General features: G+C 39.6%; 22 protein-coding genes and 1 pseudogene. 16 read left to right on the top strand and 7 right to left on the bottom strand.

Going from position 1 to position 25,314, the window contains the following annotated elements; translation table 11 throughout:
• Nucleotides 1–179: 179 nt before the first annotated feature.
• Nucleotides 180–779, bottom strand: coding sequence for an exonuclease domain-containing protein (locus ACFWE9_RS18065; RefSeq protein WP_230155696.1), 600 nt, complete (start codon nucleotides 777–779; stop codon nucleotides 180–182).
• 621 nt (nucleotides 780–1,400) lie between these two features.
• A complete protein-coding gene (locus tag ACFWE9_RS18060; RefSeq protein WP_377357990.1) occupies nucleotides 1,401–2,081 on the bottom strand; it encodes a CAP domain-containing protein in 681 nt (226 codons plus the stop codon).
• Nucleotides 2,082–2,423: 342 nt separating this feature from the next.
• On the opposite strand from ACFWE9_RS18060, the gene ACFWE9_RS18055 reads away from it, so the two are divergent.
• The 9 genes and pseudogenes from ACFWE9_RS18055 (at nucleotide 2,424) to ACFWE9_RS18015 (ending at nucleotide 12,417) form a co-directional block, all read left to right on the top strand.
• The gene (locus tag ACFWE9_RS18055) at nucleotides 2,424–3,659 is read left to right on the top strand and encodes an NAD(P)/FAD-dependent oxidoreductase (protein ID WP_230155706.1); all 1,236 of its coding nucleotides are present in this window, start codon (nucleotides 2,424–2,426) and stop codon (nucleotides 3,657–3,659) included.
• 63 nt (nucleotides 3,660–3,722) lie between these two features.
• On the top strand, nucleotides 3,723–4,280 hold the full coding sequence (locus ACFWE9_RS18050) for a GNAT family N-acetyltransferase (RefSeq protein WP_230155708.1): 558 nt from the start codon (nucleotides 3,723–3,725) through the stop codon (nucleotides 4,278–4,280).
• A 177-nt stretch (nucleotides 4,281–4,457) separates the two neighbouring features.
• A pseudogene (locus ACFWE9_RS18045) lies at nucleotides 4,458–4,908 on the top strand (DMT family transporter).
• 749 nt (nucleotides 4,909–5,657) lie between these two features.
• Entirely contained in the window at nucleotides 5,658–7,292 is a 1,635-nt protein-coding gene (locus ACFWE9_RS18040) for a peptide ABC transporter substrate-binding protein (RefSeq protein WP_230155710.1), read from the top strand.
• 131 nt (nucleotides 7,293–7,423) lie between these two features.
• Nucleotides 7,424–8,353: an ABC transporter permease gene (locus tag ACFWE9_RS18035; RefSeq protein WP_053346403.1), complete on the top strand. Its 930-nt coding sequence runs from the start codon at nucleotides 7,424–7,426 to the stop codon at nucleotides 8,351–8,353.
• Nucleotides 8,353–9,282, top strand: a complete 930-nt coding sequence (locus tag ACFWE9_RS18030) for an ABC transporter permease (RefSeq protein ID WP_230155712.1) — start codon at nucleotides 8,353–8,355, stop codon at nucleotides 9,280–9,282. The genes ACFWE9_RS18035 and ACFWE9_RS18030 overlap by 1 nt, the downstream gene beginning before the upstream one ends.
• Before the next feature lie 49 nt (nucleotides 9,283–9,331).
• The gene (locus ACFWE9_RS18025; RefSeq protein WP_230155714.1) at nucleotides 9,332–10,345 is read left to right on the top strand and encodes an ABC transporter ATP-binding protein; all 1,014 of its coding nucleotides are present in this window, start codon (nucleotides 9,332–9,334) and stop codon (nucleotides 10,343–10,345) included.
• Between the two features lie 13 nt (nucleotides 10,346–10,358).
• Nucleotides 10,359–11,351 (top strand): ABC transporter ATP-binding protein, encoded by a 993-nt coding sequence (locus ACFWE9_RS18020; protein ID WP_230155716.1) that lies wholly within the window; start codon nucleotides 10,359–10,361, stop codon nucleotides 11,349–11,351.
• A gap of 211 nt (nucleotides 11,352–11,562) precedes the next feature.
• A complete protein-coding gene (locus ACFWE9_RS18015; protein ID WP_230155718.1) occupies nucleotides 11,563–12,417 on the top strand; it encodes a crotonase/enoyl-CoA hydratase family protein in 855 nt (284 codons plus the stop codon).
• A 226-nt stretch (nucleotides 12,418–12,643) separates the two neighbouring features.
• Here ACFWE9_RS18015 and ACFWE9_RS18010 read toward each other — a convergent pair whose 3' ends face one another.
• A complete protein-coding gene (locus tag ACFWE9_RS18010) occupies nucleotides 12,644–12,844 on the bottom strand; it encodes a cold-shock protein (RefSeq protein ID WP_029714163.1) in 201 nt (66 codons plus the stop codon).
• A 184-nt stretch (nucleotides 12,845–13,028) separates the two neighbouring features.
• Nucleotides 13,029–13,985: a D-2-hydroxyacid dehydrogenase gene (locus tag ACFWE9_RS18005; protein ID WP_230155720.1), complete on the bottom strand. Its 957-nt coding sequence runs from the start codon at nucleotides 13,983–13,985 to the stop codon at nucleotides 13,029–13,031.
• A gap of 117 nt (nucleotides 13,986–14,102) precedes the next feature.
• On the opposite strand from ACFWE9_RS18005, the gene ACFWE9_RS18000 reads away from it, so the two are divergent.
• The 5 genes from ACFWE9_RS18000 (at nucleotide 14,103) to ACFWE9_RS17980 (ending at nucleotide 19,692) form a co-directional block, all read left to right on the top strand.
• On the top strand, nucleotides 14,103–14,651 hold the full coding sequence (locus tag ACFWE9_RS18000; protein WP_230155722.1) for a GNAT family N-acetyltransferase: 549 nt from the start codon (nucleotides 14,103–14,105) through the stop codon (nucleotides 14,649–14,651).
• A gap of 199 nt (nucleotides 14,652–14,850) precedes the next feature.
• Nucleotides 14,851–16,308 carry a CoA-acylating methylmalonate-semialdehyde dehydrogenase gene (locus ACFWE9_RS17995; RefSeq protein ID WP_290370513.1) on the top strand — a complete coding sequence of 486 codons (1,458 nt, stop codon included), beginning with the start codon at nucleotides 14,851–14,853 and terminating at the stop codon, nucleotides 16,306–16,308.
• A gap of 71 nt (nucleotides 16,309–16,379) precedes the next feature.
• The gene (locus ACFWE9_RS17990) at nucleotides 16,380–17,720 is read left to right on the top strand and encodes an aspartate aminotransferase family protein (protein WP_230155724.1); all 1,341 of its coding nucleotides are present in this window, start codon (nucleotides 16,380–16,382) and stop codon (nucleotides 17,718–17,720) included.
• Nucleotides 17,721–18,185: 465 nt separating this feature from the next.
• On the top strand, nucleotides 18,186–18,800 hold the full coding sequence (locus ACFWE9_RS17985) for an NUDIX hydrolase (protein WP_230155726.1): 615 nt from the start codon (nucleotides 18,186–18,188) through the stop codon (nucleotides 18,798–18,800).
• A 94-nt stretch (nucleotides 18,801–18,894) separates the two neighbouring features.
• Nucleotides 18,895–19,692, top strand: coding sequence for an endonuclease I family protein (locus tag ACFWE9_RS17980; protein ID WP_230155734.1), 798 nt, complete (start codon nucleotides 18,895–18,897; stop codon nucleotides 19,690–19,692).
• 67 nt (nucleotides 19,693–19,759) lie between these two features.
• Here the strand turns inward: ACFWE9_RS17980 and ACFWE9_RS17975 are convergent, their stop codons facing one another.
• The 3 genes from ACFWE9_RS17975 to ACFWE9_RS17965 form a co-directional block, all read right to left on the bottom strand.
• Entirely contained in the window at nucleotides 19,760–20,818 is a 1,059-nt protein-coding gene (locus ACFWE9_RS17975; RefSeq protein WP_377357983.1) for a lactonase family protein, read from the bottom strand.
• Between the two features lie 261 nt (nucleotides 20,819–21,079).
• On the bottom strand, nucleotides 21,080–22,879 hold the full coding sequence (gene ade, locus ACFWE9_RS17970) for an adenine deaminase (RefSeq protein ID WP_230155739.1): 1,800 nt from the start codon (nucleotides 22,877–22,879) through the stop codon (nucleotides 21,080–21,082).
• A gap of 25 nt (nucleotides 22,880–22,904) precedes the next feature.
• Complete coding sequence (locus ACFWE9_RS17965; protein WP_230155741.1) at nucleotides 22,905–23,372, bottom strand: nucleoside deaminase; 468 nt, start codon at nucleotides 23,370–23,372, stop codon at nucleotides 22,905–22,907.
• 245 nt (nucleotides 23,373–23,617) lie between these two features.
• Here ACFWE9_RS17965 and ACFWE9_RS17960 point away from each other — a divergent pair, with 245 nt between their 5' ends.
• Both ACFWE9_RS17960 and ACFWE9_RS17955 read left to right on the top strand, forming a co-directional pair.
• On the top strand, nucleotides 23,618–24,520 hold the full coding sequence (locus ACFWE9_RS17960; RefSeq protein ID WP_230155743.1) for an AEC family transporter: 903 nt from the start codon (nucleotides 23,618–23,620) through the stop codon (nucleotides 24,518–24,520).
• A gap of 240 nt (nucleotides 24,521–24,760) precedes the next feature.
• Nucleotides 24,761–25,171, top strand: a complete 411-nt coding sequence (locus tag ACFWE9_RS17955; RefSeq protein ID WP_230155745.1) for a hypothetical protein — start codon at nucleotides 24,761–24,763, stop codon at nucleotides 25,169–25,171.
• Nucleotides 25,172–25,314: the final 143 nt, after the last annotated feature.

Here is a 25,314-nt window from a genome sequence, read left to right as displayed (position 1 = left end):
CCTTACGGGACGCTGTTTTTTATTATAATCGTGTTGTCTTTGGTAAGGATTTTCCACATTTGTCGTAATGAACTTTTTATATGTACCTCCGTCCTCTATGAAGGAACAATTTTATAAAAAAACGGAATGTGCCATAACTGCGTCCAACGTTTACGGGAGATTGTAAAATTAATGCAACACTACACCCTCGATTTTTGGGAAGCAGGTGCGTATTTCTTCATCGGATTTTTAGCAATGACATCTTTTAAATATGGATGACCGGAAGGACCCGGTATTTTCATAAGTTCCATAAGGTAAGATATATCGTCCATAGCCCTGTGAGTTTGGAAATTGGTGATATTATGTGCTTGCAGCAATGTTAACAGTTTACTATTTTCAAAGCCGTATTGCTTCCAAGGTACATTCCGCATTGTGCAGAACCACTTTTGGTCATTGATTTCCGGATACATTTGGTAAAGAAAACTTCTATCGAATGAGGCATTATGTGCGAAAATCGAATCAGTACGTGCTATGAAAGATTTAATTTTTTCATCGTGAAATTTTTTTCCTTCGATTGAACTGTATGGAATTCCATGAATCCTATATGCTTGATCATAATTTCTTCTTGCTTGATAGGAGAGAGGCTCTCTTAAAAACGATTCTTGATCAATAAGATTAATAATTTCCCCTGTTTCACTGTTATAAGTGAACAGTATAAGGGCAAGTTCGATAATTTCATCAGAAGAGGGACGTAAACCTGTCGTTTCTACGTCTAGCACTAAACCTAATCTATTAGACAATTTATTTTCCTCCAATTTGGCTTCATTTATCTATTATAGCTGACATATGATAGCGTTTGAAAGTGTGATGCATTGTATTAAATGGTCTTGTTAGAAAGATCCAGGTAAAGATGTCTACAACACTACTTAAAACACGGTGTAACAAGCTAGTAAAGCCGAGATAGAACTGCTAAGACTATAGGCAAAAGGAGTTCTATCTACCTGTTAAACAAAGTTGATTAAAACGGAATGTAAGACACTCCTGAGGGGAAAGCCCGTCCAAGGGACCCTCTCCCCCGCAGGTGTATAGGCGCAGAGGGCAGACTGCCCGGGAAAAGCGGGTGCCTGGAGGCAACGGTCAAATCCCCCAAAAAAACTGTAGGAAAAAATTAACTATTATCGAGTATCTCTACAGTCCGTGAAATCCTTATAGTAAAGCATCTCTATCTTTTTTTCAAAATTGAGTAAAAGGTACAAGCACGGCTAAATGCTATCTTGTTCTATATGTATATGTTCTTCCTTTTTTTCAACGCTGAAAATATTTTGGATTGAATTATTTTTGAAAGGAAGCCGGAGATTTGAAAGGTAGGGGATAAGGATAAAAAAGAAGCGGCAATTTGCCGCCCCTCACGAATTTGGAATTTATTTTCCAGTGAATTGCTGGGTCCAATAGTGGCTGTACTTTCCACCTGTCGCATGCCCAATTCCAATTTTGCTATAGTTCTTGTTCAGAATATTGGCCTTGTGTCCCGGACTGTTCAACCATGAATTCATGACAGCTTCTGCACTAGGTTGACCTGCTGCAATATTTTCCCCTGCGTAATTATAGCTGACTCCAAAGGATTTCATCATTTCGAAAGGCGAGCCATAACGTGGACTTGTATGATTGAAATAATTATTATCACGCATATCTTCAGATTTCAGAATGGCAACATGGGAAATGGCTGAATCCATTGCAAGGGAAGGGAGTCCCTTTTTTGACCGTTCTTCGTTAACTAAACTAAGAATCTGCTGTTCAACTGATTGATTGTTCTCTTGGTCAGATGTGGGGACTGATTGATTGTTCTCTTGGTCAGTTGTAGGAACTGATTGACTGTTCTCTTGCTTATTTGTAGGGATAGTTATGTTTTGTCCTACTTTAATTTGATTCGAATCCTTAATTGTAGAGTTTGTTTTAAGTAAATCGGAAAGGCTAACTTCAAATTCAGCTGCTATTTTCGTTAGGGTATCACCACTTGCTACTTCGTAAGTATTGGCTCCTAGGGCAACTGTCGGAGAAAATAAGGATAAGGACAGCGCTGATAAAAGGATGATTTTCTTCATTTTGTTTCCTCCTAGTAAGATATCTGGATTGGAAGTCTAGTATCCTATAAAAATCAGTGTGTGTAAAATTAGGTATTTCTCATTCTTTATCGGAATGGGAGAAAGGTATCGATTGAAAACGTACAGGATAGGGGTCCATATAACCTGAAATAAGAGTATGGTTATGATAATAATAGGCCTTTTTGATAGAACAGAAGATTTATTACATGTAGAAAAAGAATCATTTTTACGTTTGCCAGCTATGTTTGTCAGGGTAAATAAGAAGGATAATAAATAAGTTAAGTAGCAATATGGAACTAAATACTGATGGAAATGATAAATCGTCGTAAAGGTGGAGCTCATATGGATTTAAACGCAGGAAAAGTGTATTGGAAGGAGACATTTAAAGAACATAGGACATATCCCATTTTGGAAGAGGATCTATCATGTGATGTATGTATTGTGGGTAGTGGATCATCGGGGGCACACTGTGCATATTTTTTAGCGGAGACAGGTTTAAATGTCGTCCTGATTGATAAACGTGATATAAGTGAAGGCAGTACAGTAGCGAATACTGGACTTTTACAATATTCAAATGATAAAACATTAACGTCCCTTATTCATAGTTTTGGAGAAGATGTGGGTACACGCCATGTTCAGCTTTGTTTGAATGCCATTCGGACACTGGAGAAAGAGGTTGTTCCGAGTTTAGAGGAAAATCCGGATTTTAAAATTAGAAAAAGCTTGTATTACGCATCAAGCCTTGAGGATGTATCGATGCTGAGAGAAGAATATGACAATCTTAAATCTCGTGATTTTCCAGTAGAATATTATACTGAAAAAGATATTGAGAGTAAATTTTCATTTTCGAAATTAGCAGCGCTGGTTACAGCTAATGATGCTGAAATCAATCCTTATAAACATGCACATTTCTTGATTGAAAAGGCATATCAGAAAGGAGTGCGGGTCTATTCAAATACTAAAATCAATGGAAAGATTTTAAAAAAGAATCAAACCCAGCTTTTTACTGAAAACGGGCATATGGTACGAGCACAGTCGGTCATTTTCGCTACAGGATATGAGGCCCAAGAAGAGGTGAGGGATAAAAATGCAATGATTCTTAGTTCATATGCCATCGCAACGAATCAAATTGCCGATCAAGCTAAATGGCATGACGATATGATGATTTGGGAGACGGCGCGACCATATTTATATGCGAGAAAAACATTTGACAACCGGATTATCATAGGTGGTCTGGATGAATCAACGAAATATCTGGAGAAAAGGGATTCAATGATTATACATAAAAGGGATGAATTATTGAATCAGCTTAACATTTTATTTCCTGAATTAGAGCATCGGATCCAGGCTGATTATTATTGGGGTGCTTTTTTTGGAGAGACCCATGATGGTTTACCGACAATAGGAATATACCCTGATCACCCAAATTGTTATTTCTTATTGGGGTATGGCGGAAACGGGACGGTATACAGTGTCATACTTTCACAAATCATCAGGGATTTGATTACAAAGGGAGGGCATCCGGACTCGGCCTTGTATCTTAAGGAGCGAAATTTATCGAAAAGTATTGTCCATTAAGACAGGTATCTTCTCTTCTTAAATAGAATATATAGTCAGCTGAATTAACGGGGGGATTATTCGATGGCGTTTAAGGCATTGGAAACGGAAAGGCTGCGTTTAATCGAAATAGGTCATCAGCATACAGAGAGTCTGTTTGAAATTCTCTCTAAAGATGAGGTGACCAAATATGATGGGATAGAAAGTTTAACGATTGTGGAGGATGCCCGTCGCTTAATCGACTTGTTTAAAAGTGCGTATTTAAATAAACGGGGGATACGGTGGGGAGTTGTTTTGAAAGATTCCGAGAAATTCATAGGCACCGTTGGTCTAAATCAATTGAGTCTTACCAACAAACGCGCAGAAATCGGGTATGAAATCCATCCGGATTATTGGAGAAAACATTTCACATCCGAAGCGGTCAATGAAGTATTACGTTATTCATTTCAAGAATTGAAATTAAATCGAATGGCTGCTTTAATTTTCAAGGATAATTTGGCATCAGCAAACCTATTGAAGAAATTTGGTTTTAAAGAGGAAGGCAGTCTCCGGAGTTATATATTTCTTCGTGACCAATCGCATGATGCCTTGGTATTTTCCTTGTTATGTGAAGAATATTTGCAGCTGCGTAATTCGGTTTAGTGTCTTAGTCCAATTTTAAATCAAGGTAATAATAGATGATTGGAACTGGCCAATAGGGCCAGTTTTTTTGTTAAAGAAAATCCCATTCGTGATTGGTCATTTTAATTAAATCAGGGACAAAATGTATTTTCTCCATGTTAAAATTAGAGAGCGATTTCATAATCAGTCCGGGTGGACATGAAAAGGAGCATAATCATTGTGAAAATCTTATTTCCGGTGCTTGCGGTCCTAGGTGGTATCACCATCGCCGTTCAAGGACAAATCAATGGTGGTTTAGGGAAAAAAGTTGGGGTCATTGAAGCCTCATTCATTTCGTTTGGAATCGGGACACTCGCTTTATTATTCATTGTTTTGTTTGCAGGGCAATATTTCATCCATAGCGACTGTGCCCAAATGGCAATTGTTGGGTGGCGTATTGGGAGCGTTTTACGTCATTGTAATAGTCCTGGTCGTACCCCGGATTGGAGTGGCGCCTGCAATGGCTGGGGTTATTGTAGGCCAAGTACTGATTGGGGCCGTCATTGACCATTTCGGATTATTGGGAGGGGTGCGCATCCCGTTGGATGTGAAAAAGGTGGCAGGTATATGTTTACTTTTCGTGTCACTATATTTATTTAATCATAAATGAAGTAATGAAAGGGGCATTATTGTAAATGTATAGGGCGGTTAGGTAGGGGGTTCTACGCATCGAGATCATGAGAAAATGAACATGAAAGAGAAAGATACTATTTCTATTCCCCTATAGCAATTTACCTTTATATGGAATTTATTAATAGATAATTCGTTTTCTATTTTGGCACATGCATTATTCTACCAAAATATATAATTTGAACGAAAACAATTTTCTAGGAATCTGGTCTTAAAGCAAGAGCTGTCTTATGGAATTTGAATATTCAGAAAAAATAATCATTTGATGTCGAGCGAATATATATGGATCCTGGGGTATTCATGCGAAAAAAAATATAGGAATTAAAAGGTAGATGGGGTTATAACATTCTTTTTACCTATCATCTAGATCGAAATGATTAGCAATTAATTATTATCTTGTGAAAAAGTACTCACTGGTTTATTGATTTTTTGATTTATTCGTAATATACTTAAAATTCAACATCTTTAATTCGAGGTATAGTACCCTAGCGAGGTTTGAAAGTGGGTGGTTTTTAACTAGTAAACTACTGCAATTAGTGTTTTTTAGGAAGAAACGTAGATTTATGCAAACGGTTCGCTAGTTGTTTTAGGTGAATTTCTGCAATGAATGCTCCTGACTGTCCTCGCTGACATTAAACATGTACTATACGAAGGATTAATAGGTGGTAGAAGGATAATTCCTTTAATGGGATTATTCGAATAAAGATTAAAGATGAGGGGGAATATTTTTTGAAAAAGTCTAAATTTTCAGTGCTTGCTCTTCTTATGGCCATCATGCTTATACTAGCGGCATGCAACGGCGGCTCGAAGGAAACTTCGAATGAAAAAGAAGGTGGATCAGGCGACTCAGCCAAATCAAAAGTATTAAACGTAAACAACTCGAGTGAACCTGGTTCGCTTCACCCTGCAAATGCGCAAGGTACTCATGAATCATGGATCCTTGAACATACGTTTGAAGGTCTGACAAAGAAAACAGAAGAAGGTAAAATCGTACCAGGTGCTGCAGAATCATGGGAAATCAGTGATGATGGATTAAAATGGACTTTTAAATTGAAAGATGGTTTGAAATGGTCAAATGGGGATCCGCTTACAGCGAATGATTTTGAATATGCTTGGAAGTATGCATTGAAACCAGAAACTGCTGCTGATTATGCTTACCAACTTTATTACCTTAAAGGTGGGGAAGCCTACAACAGTAACAAAGGCAAGGAAGAGGATGTAGGAGTCAAAGCGACAGACGACCTTACATTAGAGGTTACATTGGAGCAGCCTACACCATATTTCCTTGATTTGACTTCCTTCTATACTTTCTATCCAATCGATAAAAAGGTACAGGAAGAAAATCCTAAATGGGCATTGGATGCAAAAACTCACGTATCAAACGGTCCATTCAAATTAACGGAGTGGAAACATAAAGAAAGCCTGAAAATTGAAAAGAATGAAAATTACTACGATAAAGACAAAATCAAATTGGATGCAGTTAACTTTGCTCTAATTGAAGATGAAAATACAGCTTGGCAAATGTACCAGAGTGGTGAATTGGACATCGCTTATCCACTTCCAGTGGACGTGCAAGGACAATTGGTTAATTCTGGCGACAAAGAATTCAATAACGGCGCAGAACTTGCTGTTTACTATTACAACTTTAATACAAAAGTAAAACCTTTCAACAACGCAAAAGTAAGGAAAGCGCTATCAATGGCTATCGAACGTGAAAAAATTACGGAAAATGTTGCTCAAGGCGGCCAGAAGCCTGCCTTTGGAGTAGTCCCTCCGGGTATTCCTGATGCAACTGGAGATTTCCAGGAGAATACAGGCAACTTGTTTGAGGAAAATGTTGCTGAAGCTAAGAAATTGTTAAAAGAAGGTCTTGCTGAAGAAGGCATGAAAGAATTACCTGATTTTTCAATTTTGTATAATACATTGGATTCTCATAAGAAAATTGCTGAAGCCGTTCAAGGTATGTGGCGCGATAACCTGGGTGTTGAAGTGACACTCGAAAATGCTGAATTCCAAGTTAAGCTAGACCGTGAAAAAGCTGGTGACTTTGAAATTTCCCGTGCAGGATGGGTTGGTGACTATGTAGATCCAATGACCTTCATGCTTTGGGAAACGGACGGAGCCTATAATGATGCTGGCTGGTCAAATAAGGAATATGATAGTTTACTAAAAGAAGCAAAATCTACAATGGAACCGAAAGAACGCATGGCTGCTTTACATAAAGCAGAGAAAGTTATGATTGACGAAATGCCGATCCTTCCGGTTTATTTCTACACAAAACCATATATGGTTAAATCGAATGTTACTGGAGTTTATGCACCGATAAACGCTTATCCGAACTTTATTTACGCGGATAAAAAATAACAGAAGGATTAAAGTGAAATGGAAGGTATGTCCGATAAGGACATACCCCATTTTCTATTGCGAATTTGAATATTTCATGAATTCATTTCCGTTTTCAACTCCTTAGAAAATCGATGATTGGGGTGATTACCATGTTGAGATATACATTAAATCGTTTTAAATGGGCGATTATTACTTTGTGGGCGGTTATTACATTAACGTTCATCATAATGCATACGATTCCGGGAAATCCATTTGCGAAAGAGGGGGCAATGCCTCCAGCTGTTTATGAAAATCTTCAAGTCCACTATGGATTGGACAAGCCTTTGTTGACCCAATATGGGAATTATTTATTGGAAGTCGTTCAATTTGATTTTGGCCCATCTTTGAAATCTTCATCCATATCAGTGAATGATTACATTTTGAAGGGTTTTCCAGTGTCCTTGCATTTAGGGGCGCAAGCTTTGGTGATTGCCATCTTCTTTGGGCTCATCTTGGGTGTAGTGGCTTCGTTGAAACGAAATAAATGGCCTGACTATCTATCAATGGTCATTGCCATAGTAGGGATTTCCGTTCCAAACTTTATTTTGGCGACTATTTTAATCAATTATTTTGCAATAAAATGGCACATTTTCCCGGTGGCTACATGGGCGACGTGGCAGCATACCATTTTACCATCCATTGCCCTGTCAATGATGCCACTTGCTTTCATCGCTAGATTAATGCGGACGAGCATGCTCGAAGTAATGGGGCAGGATTATATATTGACAGCAAAGGCAAAAGGATTGAAACGAAGCGGTGTCATAATCAAACATGCGATTCGGAATGCGTTATTGCCGATTATTACGATTCTAGGTATCCTTACTGCTAATATCGTGACAGGAAGCTTCATTATTGAACGTATTTTTGGTATTCCGGGCATGGGAGATATGTTCGTAAAGGGAATATCCAACCGAGACTACCCGGTCATTCTTGGCTCCACAATTGTGTATAGTGCAGTGCTTATCCTATTGATATTCATCGTTGATATAGCCTATACGTTGATTGATCCAAGAATTAAAGTGACGGGGGAGAAAAAATAATGGCAGATAAAATGCATTTTACTGAAGATATGTTCCAACCCGCTGAAGGAAACTTTAAGGAAGCTGAAAAAATTGCAAGACCGACAGTTTCATACTGGTCTGACGTCTGGCGTCGTTTCAAGGAAAATAAACTGGCGATGACTGGTTTCGTCCTGATTATCCTCTTGGTCTTGCTGGCGATCTTTGGTCCATATATTAACGGATATACTTATTATGGTCAAGATTTCGAGAAAAAGAATCTTAGTCCCAATGCCGAGCATTGGTTTGGTACGGATTCATCAGGAAGGGATTTATTTACGCGAGCTTGGTATGGTGCGAGGATTTCCTTGTTCATCGGATTGATGGCAGCACTGATAGACTTTTTGATTGGTGTGCTTTATGGCGGGATATCAGCCATCCGCGGCGGACGCACCGATAACATGATGATGCGTTTTGCAGAAGTGATCTATGCGATTCCTTACCTATTGATGGTTATCTTGATGATGGTCGTATTAAAACCTGGTATATTGCCAATTATCATAGCCATGTCGATTACAGGATGGATTCCTATGGCACGACTAGTAAGGGGACAGGTTTTGCAGCTAAAAGAGAATGAATACATTCATGCAGCAACCATCTCTGGTGCTAATACGAGCTGGACTCTTAGAAAACACATGATTCCAAATACAATGGGACCGATCCTTGTCAATTTAACGTTGACTGTACCTACGGCGATTTTTGCCGAAGCTACATTAAGCTTTTTGGGACTTGGAGTTCCAGCTCCTCAGGCAAGTTGGGGAACCTTGACAAGTGATGCCCTGGGAAGTATTTTGGTAGGGAATTTCTACCAACTTTTAATCCCGGCAATATTGATCTCCTTAACCATGTTCGCGTTCAATGTAGCTGGTGATGGACTGCAGGATGCCCTGGATCCAAAACTACGGAAATAAATGAGTCCTAACATAAAGAATTGATATTACTAGAATAGGAGGGACGATGATGGAGAACCTATTAGAAGTGAATGATTTACACATCACCTTCCATACGTATGCAGGAAAAGTGCAGGCTGTGCGCGGTGTGAACTTTGAAGTGAAAAAAGGGGAAGCCGTCGCCATTGTTGGGGAGTCCGGATGCGGCAAAAGTGTTACTGCGAAATCTATCATGAGATTATTGGAAACACCTCCAGCAGAGTATGGAAAAGGGTCAATAAATTTTGGCGGTAAAGACCTTATTAAAATGAGTGAAAAGGAAATGCAGAAGATCCGGGGAAATGAAATCAGCATGATTTTCCAGGATCCGATGACTTCGCTCAATCCAACGACAAAAATTGGCAGCCAAATTATGGAGGGTATCCTAAAGCATAGTAATAATATCTCCCGAAAAGATGCATATGAACGAGCGTTGGAAACCCTTAAACTAGTAGGGATTCCTCAGCCTGAAAAAAGGATGCAGCAATATCCACATGAGTTTTCAGGCGGTATGCGCCAGCGGGCGATGATAGCGATGGCCCTAGCCTGTGAACCGAAATTATTAATTGCCGATGAACCTACAACGGCATTGGATGTAACGATACAAGCGCAAATTTTAGAACTGATGAAAGATATTCAACGTAGAATGGATACTTCCATCATTCTAATCACTCATGATTTAGGTGTAGTTGCGGAAACTTGCGAACGTGTAGTCGTTATGTATGCAGGTAAGGTTGTGGAAACCGGTACAGTAGAAGCAATATTTTCAAACCCGCAGCATCCATATACAAGAGGGCTGCTTAAAACGGTGCCAAGGCTGGATATGGAAAAAACGGCTCCATTGGTACCCATTATCGGATCACCACCGGATTTGTTGGATCCCCCTAAAGGCTGCCCATTTTATCCAAGATGTGAATCAGCGATGAAAGTGTGTAAAGATCATGATCCCGAACTTGAGGTAGTGGAAGATGGACAGACAGCTGCATGCTGGCTTCACCATCCAATGGCAAAGGCAGTACTGGCACAAGCACAGACTAATGTTTAAAGGAGGAGAGACAATGGTTTCACTAAAAAATAAGTCAGTAACAGAAAAGGCAGTCAACGAAAATTCTCCTCTTGTTGAAATAAAGAACCTGAAGAAATATTTTCCCATTGGTTCTCAGTCACTAAAAGCGGTTGATGGTTTGGATCTCAAAATCTACCCAGGGGAAACGGTTGGTCTAGTTGGGGAAAGTGGATGTGGTAAATCGACTGCAGGGCGTACTATCACCCGCCTGTATGAACCGACGGAAGGAGAAGTTCTTTTTCAGGGGAAAAATATTTATGATTACAAACCGGGGGAAATGTCACAAATCCGCCGTGAAATTCAAATGATTTTCCAAGATCCGTACGCATCCTTGAATCCAAGGATGAAGGTCGAGGAATTGATTGGGGAACCACTTGCCATTCATGGGATATCTAAGGGTAAAGAGCGAAAAAAACGGGTGGAAGACCTGTTAAAGCTGGTTGGTTTAAGTCCGGAACATATCACTCGTTTTCCACATGAATTCAGTGGTGGCCAACGCCAGCGTATTGGAATTGCAAGGGCATTGGCATTAAATCCTAAATTCATCGTTTGTGATGAACCGATTTCTGCACTTGATGTATCGATTCAAGCTCAGGTAGTTAATTTATTAAAAGAGCTACAAAAAGAAATGGGCTTGACTTATTTATTCATTGCCCATGATTTATCGATGGTCAAGTATATTTCAGATCGTATTTTAGTCATGTACCTTGGGAGAATGATGGAACTTTCGGATAGTGATTCTTTAACGAAGGATCCGCTTCATCCATACACACAAGCCTTGCTCTCTGCAGTTCCGATTCCAGATCCCACTATTAAACGGGAAAGAATCGTACTAAAAGGAGATGTACCAAGTCCGATCAATCCGCCGAGTGGTTGTGTATTTCGAACTAGGTGCCCTAAAGCGATGGAGATATGCTCAAGTGCTGTACCAGAATGGAAAGAACAAAAACCTGGACATTTCGTTGCTTGTCATTTATATTGGTAAACAAAAAAACCAGTTGCATATTGCGGCTGGTCTTTTTTTTACATCTAACATCGCTTTAAATATAAGGGATAATCTTGCAAACGAAAAATTTTTATCAGCTTATTAAAATAATAGCTAGGAATATGAAAATAAAACATATAAAATGTAATTATATGTAAAAATAGAAAATTTGTAAAGTGTGTTCAATTTGTGAGAGAAGGAGGGACTGAAATTGTATTCCACGATAACTAGTGAAGTCGTTAATCATGTCATGATTGTTACTCTTAATCGTCCAGAGAGAATGAATGCTTTCAATGAAAAGATGTGTCATGAATTAATTCAAGCTTTTGATGAAGCGGATGAAAATGATGACGTACGTGCTGTTATATTAACTGGCGCCGGAGATGCTTATTGTGCAGGAATGGATTTGGAGAAAGGCGCAGAAACATTTATGGATCACACTCCTTTGGTTGAATACCGCGATGGAGGTGGGATTTTATCATTAAGGATTTTTGAGATGAAGAAACCCATGATAGCGGCGATTAATGGAGCGGCAGTTGGAATTGGAATAACCATGACTTTACCAATGGATATTAGAATTGCTTCAACTGATGCAAAAATGGGTTTTGTATTTGCGAGGCGAGGAATTACAATGGAGGCCTGCAGCGGTTGGTTCTTACCTAGACTTGTCGGGATGGGTAAAGCTTCCGAATGGATTTTTACTGGTAGAATGATCACGGCCAGCGAGGCGTATGAGGGCAGGCTGGTAAACAAGATTGTCGAGCCGGAAGAATTGATGACAGTGGCAATGGAAATCGCATCAGAAATTGCAGAAAATACATCTTCCGTCTCAGTGACGTTATCCCGGCAGCTAATGTGGACCATGCTAGGTGCTAACCATCCAGTTGAATCTCATAAAATTGAATCGAAAATGATTCATTGGACAGGAAAACAAGCGGATGCACAAGAAGGGATCGATGCTTTCTTGGAAAAAAGGAAAGCTGATTTTAAAATGAAAAGCAGCTCGGATATGCCTCCGTTTTACCCATGGGGCACGGATCGAACCTATGAAGTCGATAAGAAATAAATGATTGTTGCATTTAGGAAATCGGTATGGAAGTGCATGATAATTTTTACTTTTCGGATAAATTAGGGTTTCCATTCTTAGTGTGTTATACTGTGTTTACCATTTACTAAACTTGTTTCATGTTCCCTATTCCTTGTGAATGGGGTTTTTTTATTTGGAATTATTTAATTTTAAAAACAAAAAAACAGACCCTACAAGTAGAGTCTGTTATATATTGTATTTAAAATTACGCTTTTTGAACGTTTGTAGCTTGAGGTCCACGTTGACCTTGCTCAACTTCAAAAGTAACTTCTTGACCTTCGTCTAATGATTTGAATCCTTCGCTTTGGATAGCTGAGAAATGTACGAATACATCGTCTCCGTTTTCGCGTTCGATGAAGCCAAATCCTTTTTCTGCGTTAAACCATTTTACTTTACCTTGTTCCATTGTTGTTGCCTCCTAGTGTGAATCCACACATTGTGTTACTACCCTTGCTCAATCATTAGACGAAAAGTGTTTCACTTATCAATCTTCCCGAACAAAAATAATTCTTATTAAATATAACAGATAATGTCGGATTCTGCAAGTAATCAAAGCAGAATATTTATTGTGAACCTGAGAAGAAAAGGTGTTAATAGCCTTTTTTGTAATCAAGTAAATTTATTGAAGGGTTTTTACTGTCCAGATAGTCCTTTAAATTCGGAATGAAAATATCCTGAATCAGCCGTTGGTCGTAAAACTCCGTATTTCCGGATGTATGTGGCGTGATGATGACATTGTTCATTTCCCATAACGGACTTTTCTCCGGAAGTGGCTCCATTTCAAACACATCCAGTCCAGCTCCTGCAATTTGATTGTCCTTAAGTGCATGGACCAATTCATTTTCGACAACGAGATTTCCTCTGCCTATATTAATGAAAAAAGCGGAAGGCTTCATTAGCTGGAATTCGGTTTTGCCGAACATACCCTGTGTTTCTGGGGTCAAGGGTAAAGTCACGACAATATAGTCGCACCTTGGAAGGAGAGTGTTCAATTGTTCCTGTGTGAACATCTCGTCAACAAATTCTTCAGATTTCCCAGAATGACGCATTCCCAAAACAGACATACCAAAAGCTTTAGCAATCTTAGCCGTTTCCTTTCCGATTTTTCCAACTCCGATGATTCCGATGGTTTTCTCATGAATTTCCTGCTTCATATTCGCATGATGCCAAGTCTTTTCCTGCTGTTGCTTAATATATGTATCTATTTTTCTAGTTAAGGAAAGCATTAGTGCAAAAATGGTTTCTGAAATGGGATAGGCGTGAACGCCATTTGCCGTTGTAATACGCACCTTCCTTTGTTTTAACGTTTCCAGAGGTAGAGCATTAACTCCAGCACTCCATGTCTGGATCCATTTCACTTCACTTGTGTGAATGGGCGCAGACATGGACGATTTCCAGCCAGCGATCACTTCTGCATCAATTATATGATCCTTCCATATTTCCGGTGATCTTCCAGTGATAACAGTCCAGTCAGGGATCATTTCTTTAACTTTCTGTAATAAAGGTTCATTCAAATTTTGGCTGATTACCAGTTTTCTATTTGACATAACCATCCTCCTTCGTCATTTTCTGAATTATACGTAGATTTAGATATTTTTTCAATTGGGAACAGTGATTGCTTTTCAATCTTGTTATAATACAAATAAATGGAATGGGGTGTAATCATGAATGTGAAAGATATATATGGACGGTTGCCTTCTATAGAATCAAAACGTTTAGTTATGAGGAAAGTCACCATGAATGATGCCGAAGAAATGTTCGCTTATTCATCCAATAGGAAAGTTTCCCGTTTTGTCACATGGGAAGCACACCGTTCCCTATGTGATACCAAGGACTTTATTCAGTTTGTCTTACAGAGCTATGAGGATAAGAAAATCGCACCTTGGGGGATACAACACAAGGAAAGTGGCAAGCTGATTGGTACTATTGACTTTGTTTCATGGCAGGTGAATCATCATAGTGCTGAAATAGGGTACGTGCTGGCACCCGAATACTGGGGAAGTGGCTTGATGACAGAGGCAGCCAAAACGATAATCGCCTTTGGTTTCGAAAATATGGACCTTGTGCGCATACAAGCGCGATGCTTTGTTGAAAATTTGGCTTCTGAGCGTGTCATGCAAAAGACTGGAATGTCTTTTGAAGGAATCATAAGAAAAGGGATGCTTGTTAAAGGAAAGCATGAGGACCTTAAGCTATACTCCATTATTAAATGAAGCAGCCGAAAGCCTGCTTTAGTATGGGATGGGATGAAAGCGGATATCATCCCATGATTCTTATAAATATTGGAAAATCAAAAAACAAACAATATGTGCAAATATTGAATCAAAAACTATACAAAACGTCTAATGAAAAATATTCAATTGAAAAATATAATAAAACTATGAAATCGGGTTGAAAATGGAGGGTTTCAAAATGGCCGTTATTAATGATGTAGAAACGTTGAAAAATTATATTGGTGGCAAGTGGGTAGATTCCACAACGTCCAAACATGAAGAAGTGCCTAATCCTGCAACAGGAGAAGCTTTGGCAATCGTACCTCTTTCCACAAAAGAAGATGTCGACCAAGCTGTGCAGGTTGCAAAAAAAGCATTTAAAGAGTGGAAAAAGGTAGCCGTGCCTAAAAGAGCGCGTTTCTTATTCCGTTACCAGCAGTTGTTGATCGAAAACTGGGATGAGCTAGCAAAGCTTGTCACGATCGAAAACGGAAAAAGCTATACAGAAGCATATGGGGAGGTCCAGCGTGGAATTGAATGTGTGGAGTTTGCCGCAGGTGCACCTACATTAATGATGGGTAGCCAACTTCCTGATATTTCCCCAGGTATTGAATCTGGAATGTACCGTTATCCATTGGGAGTCGTTGCAGGGATAACACCTTTTAATTTCCCAATGATGGTGCCATGTTGGATGTTCCCGCTTGCGATAGCTTGTGGAAATACATTCATCTTAAAACCATCTGAACGCACTCCGCTCTTAGCCAATCGACTTGTGGAATTATTGACGGAAGCAGGAGTCCCGGATGGTGTTGTCAATATTGTCCACGGTGCCCACGATGTCGTGAATGCGATTTTGGAACATGAGGACATTAAAGCGGTATCTTTTGTTGGTTCCCAGCCCGTTGCTGAGTATGTCTACAAAACGGCAGCTGCCAATAAAAAACGTGTCCAGGCTTTATCGGGTGCGAAAAACCATTCAATCGTAATGCCTGATGCCGATCTCGACAATGCCGTAACGAACATCACGAATGCCGCCTTCGGATCAGCAGGAGAGCGTTGCATGGCTGCTTCGGTCGTAGTGGCAGTTGGAGAAGTGGGAGACTTGCTTGTTGAAAGATTAAAGGCTTCAGCCGATGACATCAAGATCGGAAATGGGATGGATAAGGACGTTTTCCTAGGACCCGTGATCCGTGATTCTCATAAAAAGAGAACAGAAAAATATATTGAGATCGGGGAAAAAGAAGGAGCTGTTCTCCTTCGAGATGGCAGGAATGAAGGAGATCAGGAAAATGGCTATTTTGTTGGACCGACATTATTTGATCATGTAAAAACAAATATGAAAATATGGAAGGATGAAATTTTTGCTCCTGTCTTATCCATAGTACGGGTTAATACCCTAGAAGAGGCAATTGAATTGACCAATCAATCCGAATTTGCCAATGGTGCCTGCCTCTATACGGATAGCGCAAAAGCAATCCGGGAATTTCGTGAAGAAATTGATGCAGGGATGCTTGGTGTTAACCTTGGTGTACCGGCACCGATGGCATTTTTTCCTTTCTCCGGCTATAAAAGTTCATTTTATGGAGACCTTCATGCCAATGGGAAAGACGGCGTGGAATTCTACACTAGAAAGAAAATGTTAACGGCAAGATACTGATATGGAAAAGGAGGTCGGCGCAATCTTTGGTCGACCTTCCTTTATACATTATTTTAGGAGGAGTGTGGCTTATGCAGGTTGAAAAAAAGGGTCAGGATCTTAAAACGACGGATGGGAAATATATTTGGCATCATATGAAAGGGGCTGAACCGAACCCTGGGACAATGGTGGTCCAAAAAGGGCAAGGAGCATGGATTACCGATATTGATGGGAATCGGTACCTGGATGGGATGTCAGGTTTATGGTGTGTCAACGTTGGTTACGGTCGGACTGAACTTGCGGAAGCGGCATACGAGCAATTGAAGGAACTTCCTTATGCCCCTTTAACGAACAGTCATATCCCGGCTATTAAACTAGCAGAAAAGTTAAACGATTGGCTGGGTGGGGATTATGTCATTTTTTTCTCTAACAGTGGTTCAGAAGCAAATGAAGCTGCTTTTAAAATAGCTCGCCAATATCATAAGCAAAAAGGCGAACATGGACGTTATAAAATCATTTCCCGCTATCGCGGGTATCATGGGAATTCAATGGGAGCCCTGGCTGCTACTGGGCAGGCACAACGAAAGTATAAATATGAACCACTTGCCCCTGGATTTCTTCATGTATCGCCACCGGATTCTTACCGAAACCCAGAGGATGAAAGCGGTGAAAAAAGTGCGGCGGAAATTGATCGTACCATTACATGGGAATTGAACGAAACGGTTGCAGCGGTCATTATGGAACCAATCATCACTGGAGGTGGAATTCTGATGCCACCTGATGGATATATGAAGCGGGTCAAAGAAATTTGTGAGAAAAATGGTGTCCTTCTTATTTCAGATGAGGTTATTTGCGGTTTTGGGCGAACTGGAAAAAAATTCGGCTTTATGAATTACGATGTCAAACCGGATATCGTAACAATGGCTAAAGGTATCACGAGCGCTTACCTGCCATTATCCGCGACAGCAGTCAAACGCGATATTTATGAAGCATACATTGGTTCTGATGATTATGACCGCTTTCGACATGTGAATACATTCGGTGGTAACCCTGCTTCATGCGCAGTAGCTTTGAAGAATATTGAAATATATGAAAATGAAAAACTAATCGAACGGTCAAAAGAGTTAGGACTTCGTTTTTTGCAAGAGTTTGAAGAAATCAAATCTCATCCTAATGTTGGAGATGTACGTGGGAAAGGTATGCTGGTAGGGATCGAACTAGTGGAAGATAAACAGACAAAACAACCGATAGCTCTCTCCAAAATCAATAAAGTAATCGCATCATGTAAAGAAAAGGGGCTTATCATCGGTAAAAATGGTGATACAGTTGCAGGTTTCAATAATGTCCTTACTCTTTCTCCCCCATTAAGTATTACAGAAGAGGATTTCTCTTTCATCGTAGCGACGGTAAAACGTACGCTGGCTGAATTATAAAATAAAAAACTTTTGGCCATGACGTTTAGTTATTTTTATGAGAGTCTTTATGAGTAACTGTTGTTTTTTTATCTCCTTGCACCGTTCAAAACTTTGTACGGTGTTTTTCCTGTGGATTAAAGCCTATGGGTGGCCAAAAATAACTGGTGCATAAATTGGATTATCATAGAGGTTAATGAGTAAAATAAATTCGATTCAATGATTTTAGTTGGAGAGCGGCTTATGCGGAAAACTTTTTATATCATGATGCCGTAACTTTTTTATAATGAAAAGGGGTAGTTAAAACTAAGGGAATTCTGGATGAAGGACTTCAAATGCTAGGTTCCCTTGCACAATATAGAGAACCTATTGGAATCGTTTTCCTTGCTTAGTTTTAACGGATGTTTGAAAATGGAATAAAAAGGAGTGGGTGAAGGTAAACCGATCTCATATCGTGAATATTATCCGTCAGAAGAGGTGTGGGAAATGAATAGTGAAGATATAACAAAAAAACTCAATATACATAAACCTGAGATTCTAGGGAGTGGCAATTTTTCCAAGTATGCTGTATTGGTGCCGTTAATAGAAAAAGAAGATGGAATACATGTTCTTTTTGAAGAGCGTTCACACAAACTAAGAAGGCAGCCAGGGGATATCTGCTTTCCTGGTGGGAAAATCGACAAATATGACCAAGATGAGCAGGCGGCGGCCCTAAGGGAAACTCATGAGGAGCTAGGTTTGAAAAAAGAAGATATCTATAATGTCTTTCCAATTGATTATTTGGTATCCCCTTTTGGGATGATTGTATATCCTTATGCAGGATTTGTCCTTAACCATCAACGGATAATGCCTAATCCCGCTGAAGTTGAAACCATTTTTACGGTACCGCTTTCCTTTTTCATGGAAAAACCGCCAGAGATCTATCATGTGAATTATAAAATCGAACCGCATGAAAACTTCCCCCATGATTTAATCGTTGGCGGGGAGAATTATAAATGGCAGCCCAAACAGATGGAAGAATATTTTTACTTATATAACGATCGAGTAATCTGGGGGATGACAGCCAAAATCCTTACCCATTTTATTGAAATTCTTCGTTAGACCCTTCTAAAGCACCTTTTTTTATCATTTGATTTCTATTAAACTTAAATTATGGTAAAAGTTAGGTTTTAATAGAAGCGGGGGGGATGAGTGGATGAATAATAGTTTTGAAGTACTTGAAAAAGAACGGGAAATGGCTATGGCTGCACTTGTGAACTACAGTGAGAATCGCGAATACTACAATGAAACCAAGGATCTGGAACTTAAGCAAGTATACTACCAAGATGGTTCCTTGGACCGAGGTAACTTGAAGGACTTACTAGTGGCCACCCATAAAAACCAGCTTAACTACTCACCACATCGTCATGTTTACCCTTGGGTGGACTTACAGGAAAATGGCAAACTGAAAAGTCTGTATTCCGGTAAAGGGATGGATCCTGTGAAAGTCATTGAGGAAGATATTCGGATACTAGAAATGTTGACAAGAGGAGTCCAATCAACGAAGAAGGAGGACATGCTCGTTAATTGTGAACATGTCGTACCACAGTCATGGTTCAATAAAAAAGAACCAATGAGAGGGGATTTGCATCATCTGTTCGCCTGTGAACCAGCTTGTAATAGTAGCCGAGGTAACTATCCATACCATGATTTTGAAGATTATAAACCAGAGGCATCTGCTGCAGGCATAAAAGAAGGTTGCGGGAAATCAGAGGAAGGCAAATTCGAACCTGAATACGGCAAAGGTGTCGTAGCTAGGGCAACTATGTATTTTTTACTCAGATATGAGGGAATCATTGATACCAGCAAAGTTAACATGGCGCTGCTTCTGGAATGGCATCGGCTTTTTCCGGTCAGCATGTATGAAAAACATAGAAACCAAGCGATACATGAAATTCAGGGCAACCGAAACCCATTTATTGATTTCCCTGAAATGGCAGAGAAATGGAGCTAAAGAACGACTTATGAAAAAAAGGATTGAAGCATGATTACATGCTTCAATCCTTTTTTATAATAAGAGATTAGAGGAATTTAACGCAAACAGGAAAGGGAACCTGAATATCTTGTTGCAATAATGTTAATTTTCCACTATTTTCATTCCGAGAATATAGTGTCAGGTTTCCGGAATGTTCATTTGAAGCAATCAGGAATTTTCCGCTAGTGTCGATTGAAAAATCACGCGGCCAATGTCCTTCGGTAGAAACAAGTTCGACGAATGTTAGTTTGCCTGTTTCTTGATTGATTTTGTAGACGGCAATACTATCATGTCCGCGGTTTGCTGCATAGACGAATTGCCCGTCTTCAGAAATATGAATGGCACTGCCTTGATTATTTTCCTTGAAATCTTCCGGGGTGGCCCGAACCGTTTGTAATTCAGAAAAGCTCCCAGTTTTACTATCGAAGCTTAAAGCAATGACTTCGGGTACAAGTTCTGCCATCACATACGCGAATTTTCCGTTTGGGTGGAAGGTCAGATGCCGCGGTCCGCTGCCTGGCGTAACCGATAAATTGTTTACTTCTTCCAATATCCCATTATGTATTTTATAAGTTATCACTTTGTCGATTCCGAGATCGACTACAGCAATGAATCTTTCATCCGGTGTGAAACCAGCGAAGTGAGTATGCGCCTTTTCCTGACGATCTTCATTCGGTCCGTGGCCTTCATGCCGAATGGTGGATGATATAGGCATTGGGGTCGCATCGTTCTGAAGCTGATATGTTTCAATCAGACCTTCGCCATAGCTGGAAGTGACTAAGACTTGTTTCTTGCTGTCAACACTAATGTGGCAGGAAGAACCATTGGGTGTCAGTTGCTTGCCAAGGTAAGTAAGCTCACCTGAATCTTCATTAATGGAATAGGCTGAAACACCACCGCTTCCCGCTTCTTTTAGGATGGCGTATAGATTCTTTTTGTCCTGGCTGATCGTGATATACGTCGGATCGGTTAGTTCTGCTGCAAGAACCGGTGTACTTAGTTTGCCTTCTGCTGTATCTAAAGTAAAGCGGTATATTCCTTTACTGTTCCCTTTTGTGTATGTTCCGATATATCCAATTATGGTGTGTTGATCATGTTTTACCATATTTATCTCCTCCAAGAAAGATTTGTGTTTATTTTATATTTTAACATAGATGGCATCCATTTTATTCTTTTCCCGGTTTAAGTTGAGTTGGAACCTTTTTTATTTATAAAATTTTGAGGTGAATAGGAATACCCCCTTAATGGGGGCAGAGTTTGTAGACAAAGGGGTATATCAATGTTAAAACAAAGTTGATTGGAACGGGTGTGCCAGGAGAGGAAATTAACGTTTACAGTTTACAAACCGTAAAAAATGTTGGCAAAATCAAATATTATCGAGATTGTTTACAGGGGGGCAGATATTCTCCATATTATCGACTGGCAGTACGGCTTCGATAGGAATATGCGTAAACTGAGAAACGGAAAATAAGCCCTGAACCGTCAGTTTAATTTCCGGAATGACAGGTAGCGCCAAGAAAGCGAGTGTAAGGAAAGGGTTAAAATTCCGGTTTGCACCGAGTTTCCATAGGGCTCCATCGATACGTTTCAATGAATGAACTACTTCCAGATATGTACATTCACTCATCAATCCAGCTATCGGAAGCGGAAGGGAAGAGAGTATATTTCCATTTTGAATGACAACCAATCCACCCTGCATTTTTTTAATTTCTTTTGCTGCCATTAGCATATCTTGGTCATTCGTACCCGCAATGATTAAATTATGGGAATCATGGGAAACCGTCGTGGCAATAGCACCTGATTGCAAGCCGAGTCCTTTAACGATTCCAAGACCTATTTGTTTAGTCATATGATGTCGTTCAATAACAGCAAGTTTAATATGATCAACATGTTCAGAGAACTGGAAATGACCGTCATTAAGTGTAACCGGTTCAATCGAATGTTTTGTAATCAAACTGTTAGGTGTTATTTCAATAATATTAGCCAGATTACCTTTGAAGGATATCGCCAAATCCTTTTCCGTCAATTCATGAAATTTAACAGAGTGCCTTAAACCATCGTCTATAACCTGTTCCTTTTCTGTCGGAAAGTTAAGTAATCGATTATTTTGAACAATAAGTTCCCCGTCTTTAAAGACCGAGTGGATGGTGACTGAATCAAGTTCTTCTAATAGAAGGAAGTCTGCCTTGTATCCAGGCGCTATGGCACCCTGTTCTTTTAAACCAAAACATTCTGCAGTGTTAATGGTCGCCATTTGAATGGCGGTAATGGGTTGGACCCCTTTTTCTATGGAAAGTCGAACGTTATGATCGATACTTCCTTCAGCTATAATATCATCCAGGTGACGGTCATCTGTGACGAATAAACAACGACGGGAATTTTTCTCGTTAATGGCTGGAACCAGGTTCATTAAGTCTTTGGCAACAGTTCCTTCCCTGATCATTAGATACATTCCTTTTCGTAGTCTCTCTTTTGCCTCTTCCGCTGTAGTGCATTCATGATCTGTTTTTATGCCGGCACTCGTATAAACATCGAGTTGTTGTTCACTTAATCCAGCTGCGTGGCCATCAATGCTTTTGACAAGTTTATTAGCATCGGATAATTTTTGCAGCATATCCTCTTCGGCATGTGAAACGGCAGGGAAATTCATCACTTCGGCTAAACCAAGCACTCTCGGGTTTTGGTAAAAGGGAAGTAAATCTTCACTTCTTAGGACAGCACCAGAATGTTCAAACTCCGTAGCTGGTACACAAGATGGCATCATGAAGTAGAAGTCGAAAGGAAGCTGATCAGATTGGTCTAACATATATTGAATGCCCTTTTTACCAGAAACATTGGCGATTTCATGAGGATCTGCAACAATGCAGGTCACTCCGTGTATAAGGAGGATTTTTGCGAGTTCAGAAGGTCGAACCATAGAGGATTCAATATGGACATGACCGTCAATGAAAGCAGGCGCAACGAATTTTCCAGCAGCATCGATTTCTGAAATGCCCTCATAACTCCCGATGCCAGCGAAAAAGCCATCTACAATTGCAATGTCGCCTGTAAAGGTCTCACCATTGAATACATCTATGATGCGACCGTTTTTAATGACGCAATCTGCAGGTATAGTCCCTGTAGCCACGTTTATTCTTTTTTTTAGCAAATTATTTTTCAAATGCAAACCTCCTTTGATAAACTATTGCAGATTAGTATTTCACTTTTTCACCATAGGTTTCCCAGGTCCGGAAAGGTAAATCATGGTTACTGAATGACGTTTGTTCCATTTTAATGGAGCGGTTTTCCATCGGTATGGCAAGTTCTTGGTATATAAAGTGATCATCAAAGCCAATTCGTGCAGCATCATCTTTAGTACATGCATAATAAATGGCTTTTGGACGTGCCCAATAAATAGCACCAATGCACATGGGGCAAGGTTCGCAGCTTGTGTATATTTCACAATCGGTAAGCTGGAAGCTATTGAGAGTTCTGCAAGCATCACGAATCGCCTGTACTTCGGCGTGAGCTGTAGGATCGTTGGCAGTTGTCACATTATTACATCCTCTTCCTATAACTGTGCCATCTTTAACGATTACAGCACCAAAAGGTCCTCCGTTCTTTGCCAATACATTTTCGTGTGCAAGTTGAACAGCCATCTCCATGAATTTTATATCCATTTAACAACACCCCTTCGTATATTTGTAGTTTAAAAGTGTCGGTGTTACGTTTAGTCACGTAAATATAATAAATAATATACCATATATAGGTGAAAATGGAATGTAGTTTCCTGAAAATAAAGAAAAATCATACAACGTTAGAACACATGACATTACACCTCGGGGTCCGTTTAAAAAATTTTTACAAATAATATTAAAACTGATATTGTAAGAAGAAAATCATTAAGATTATGAAGGTGAAATGTATGGGGTTTTTGGGAGTTCTTTTACCGATATTCGGTATTTTTGTTTTAGGGTTCGTCGGTCAGAAAAAGTTTAATCTTGATACGAAATCCATTTCCACAATGGCATTATATTTAATGTCACCTTTTCTTGTGTTCCGAACGTTTTATTCCGCAGAATTTTCGATTAATTATTTTTACCTGTTCTTATTTACGATACTACTCTGTCTATCTCTTATATTGGCGGTCTACCTCATATCGTTTTTCCGTAATTATTCAGTGACTGAAACGAGCGGCATGATATTGGCGTCCGCATTCATGAATAACGGGAACTACGGAACACCAGTCATTTTCCTTTTATTCGGAGCAGCAGGACTCGATTATGCAATCATTCTGATGGTGGGCCAGCAGTTAGTGATGTGCACGATCGGCATTTATTTCGCAGCGAAGGGCAGCCCGGAAGGTAATGGAGTTAAAACAGCGCTTAAAGCAGTGTGCAGGATGCCAACTGTGTATGGAGCCATTGGAGGGACGGTTTTTCAGTTTGTGAACATACCTCTAAGCAATTCGGTTATGGAAGCCATTAACCTTGTGGCAAGTGCGGCGATTCCAACGATCATGATTACTCTTGGGATGCAGCTTGCCAACATTTCGCTGAAAAAAATTCCTTATCGAAAGCTATCGGTTTCACTTCTACTTAAACTTGCCGTCTCCCCGGCTATTGCTTTCCTCTTATCACTTGCTTTGCCAGTGAATGAAATGGTCAGGCATATTATGATTATCGTAGCTGCTATGCCAACTGCGGCGAACACTACGATGTATGCGCTCCAATTCAATACAGAGCCCGAATTCGTATCAAGTGCTACATTCATAAGTACATCATTAAGCCTGATTACCCTTCCAATCATCTTTTTCTTTGTATTATAGAAGATTATCATTAAAATATGTGGGCAAACTTAATGAATAGACAATAGTGAGTGGACAGAATTCGTGATATCTTGCACGTCCCGATTACTGGAGGAATTAAGGGGATTGGAATACATTAGAGTATAAGGGTTACAACCAAACTAGTTTTAACAGTTTTTAATATTACTCAAAAGTTGAGCTTGCTTATTTAACTTTTCGTTCAGCTGGCTCAGCCATTGTATTAAATTGGGGAGGGATTTTGTGTTTCAAACAAAAATTAAACTGTCTAATCCTGAAAAGATTGATGCCATTTTGAAGAAAATCGTTCAAGAATCCTATGATGAGGCACTGGAAGAAAAACTTCTACTGTGTATGGAGTGTGGCGATGTTGATCTTTATATCGCATCTACAAATAATGAAGAACTTCAAGATGCCATTAATGAAAACTTTGAAATTGATGAATGTGGTGAAATTATTAAGGTTGATGAACATCAAGAACTGATGGATGATTTATACGATTATTTCCAAGTCATACATAAGGAAAGTGATATGTTTGATTTTTTTCCGGCAGGCATATATATGGTTGCTGGGGAAAGTCGTGAATCCGATACGGATATGCTTGCACCAAGAGGCTTATTTTCAGCGCCATTTGATGATGCAATAAATGAATAAAAAAGACAGCTGTTGCTGTCTTTTTTTTATTGTTCATTACATATTTGATTTGTAGACCGCATGGGGATTACGGGAAATAAATGCTTTTGTATTTTAATAAAAGAAGTGTTCATGAAAAATCGACTTAAATATGAATATAATAT

Source organism: Peribacillus sp. NPDC060253, assembly GCF_042727425.1.
Taxonomy (GTDB): domain Bacteria; phylum Bacillota; class Bacilli; order Bacillales; family DSM-1321; genus Peribacillus.
Note: the sequence above shows the minus strand (reverse complement) of the source record. Positions and strands in the feature narration are given on the sequence as shown.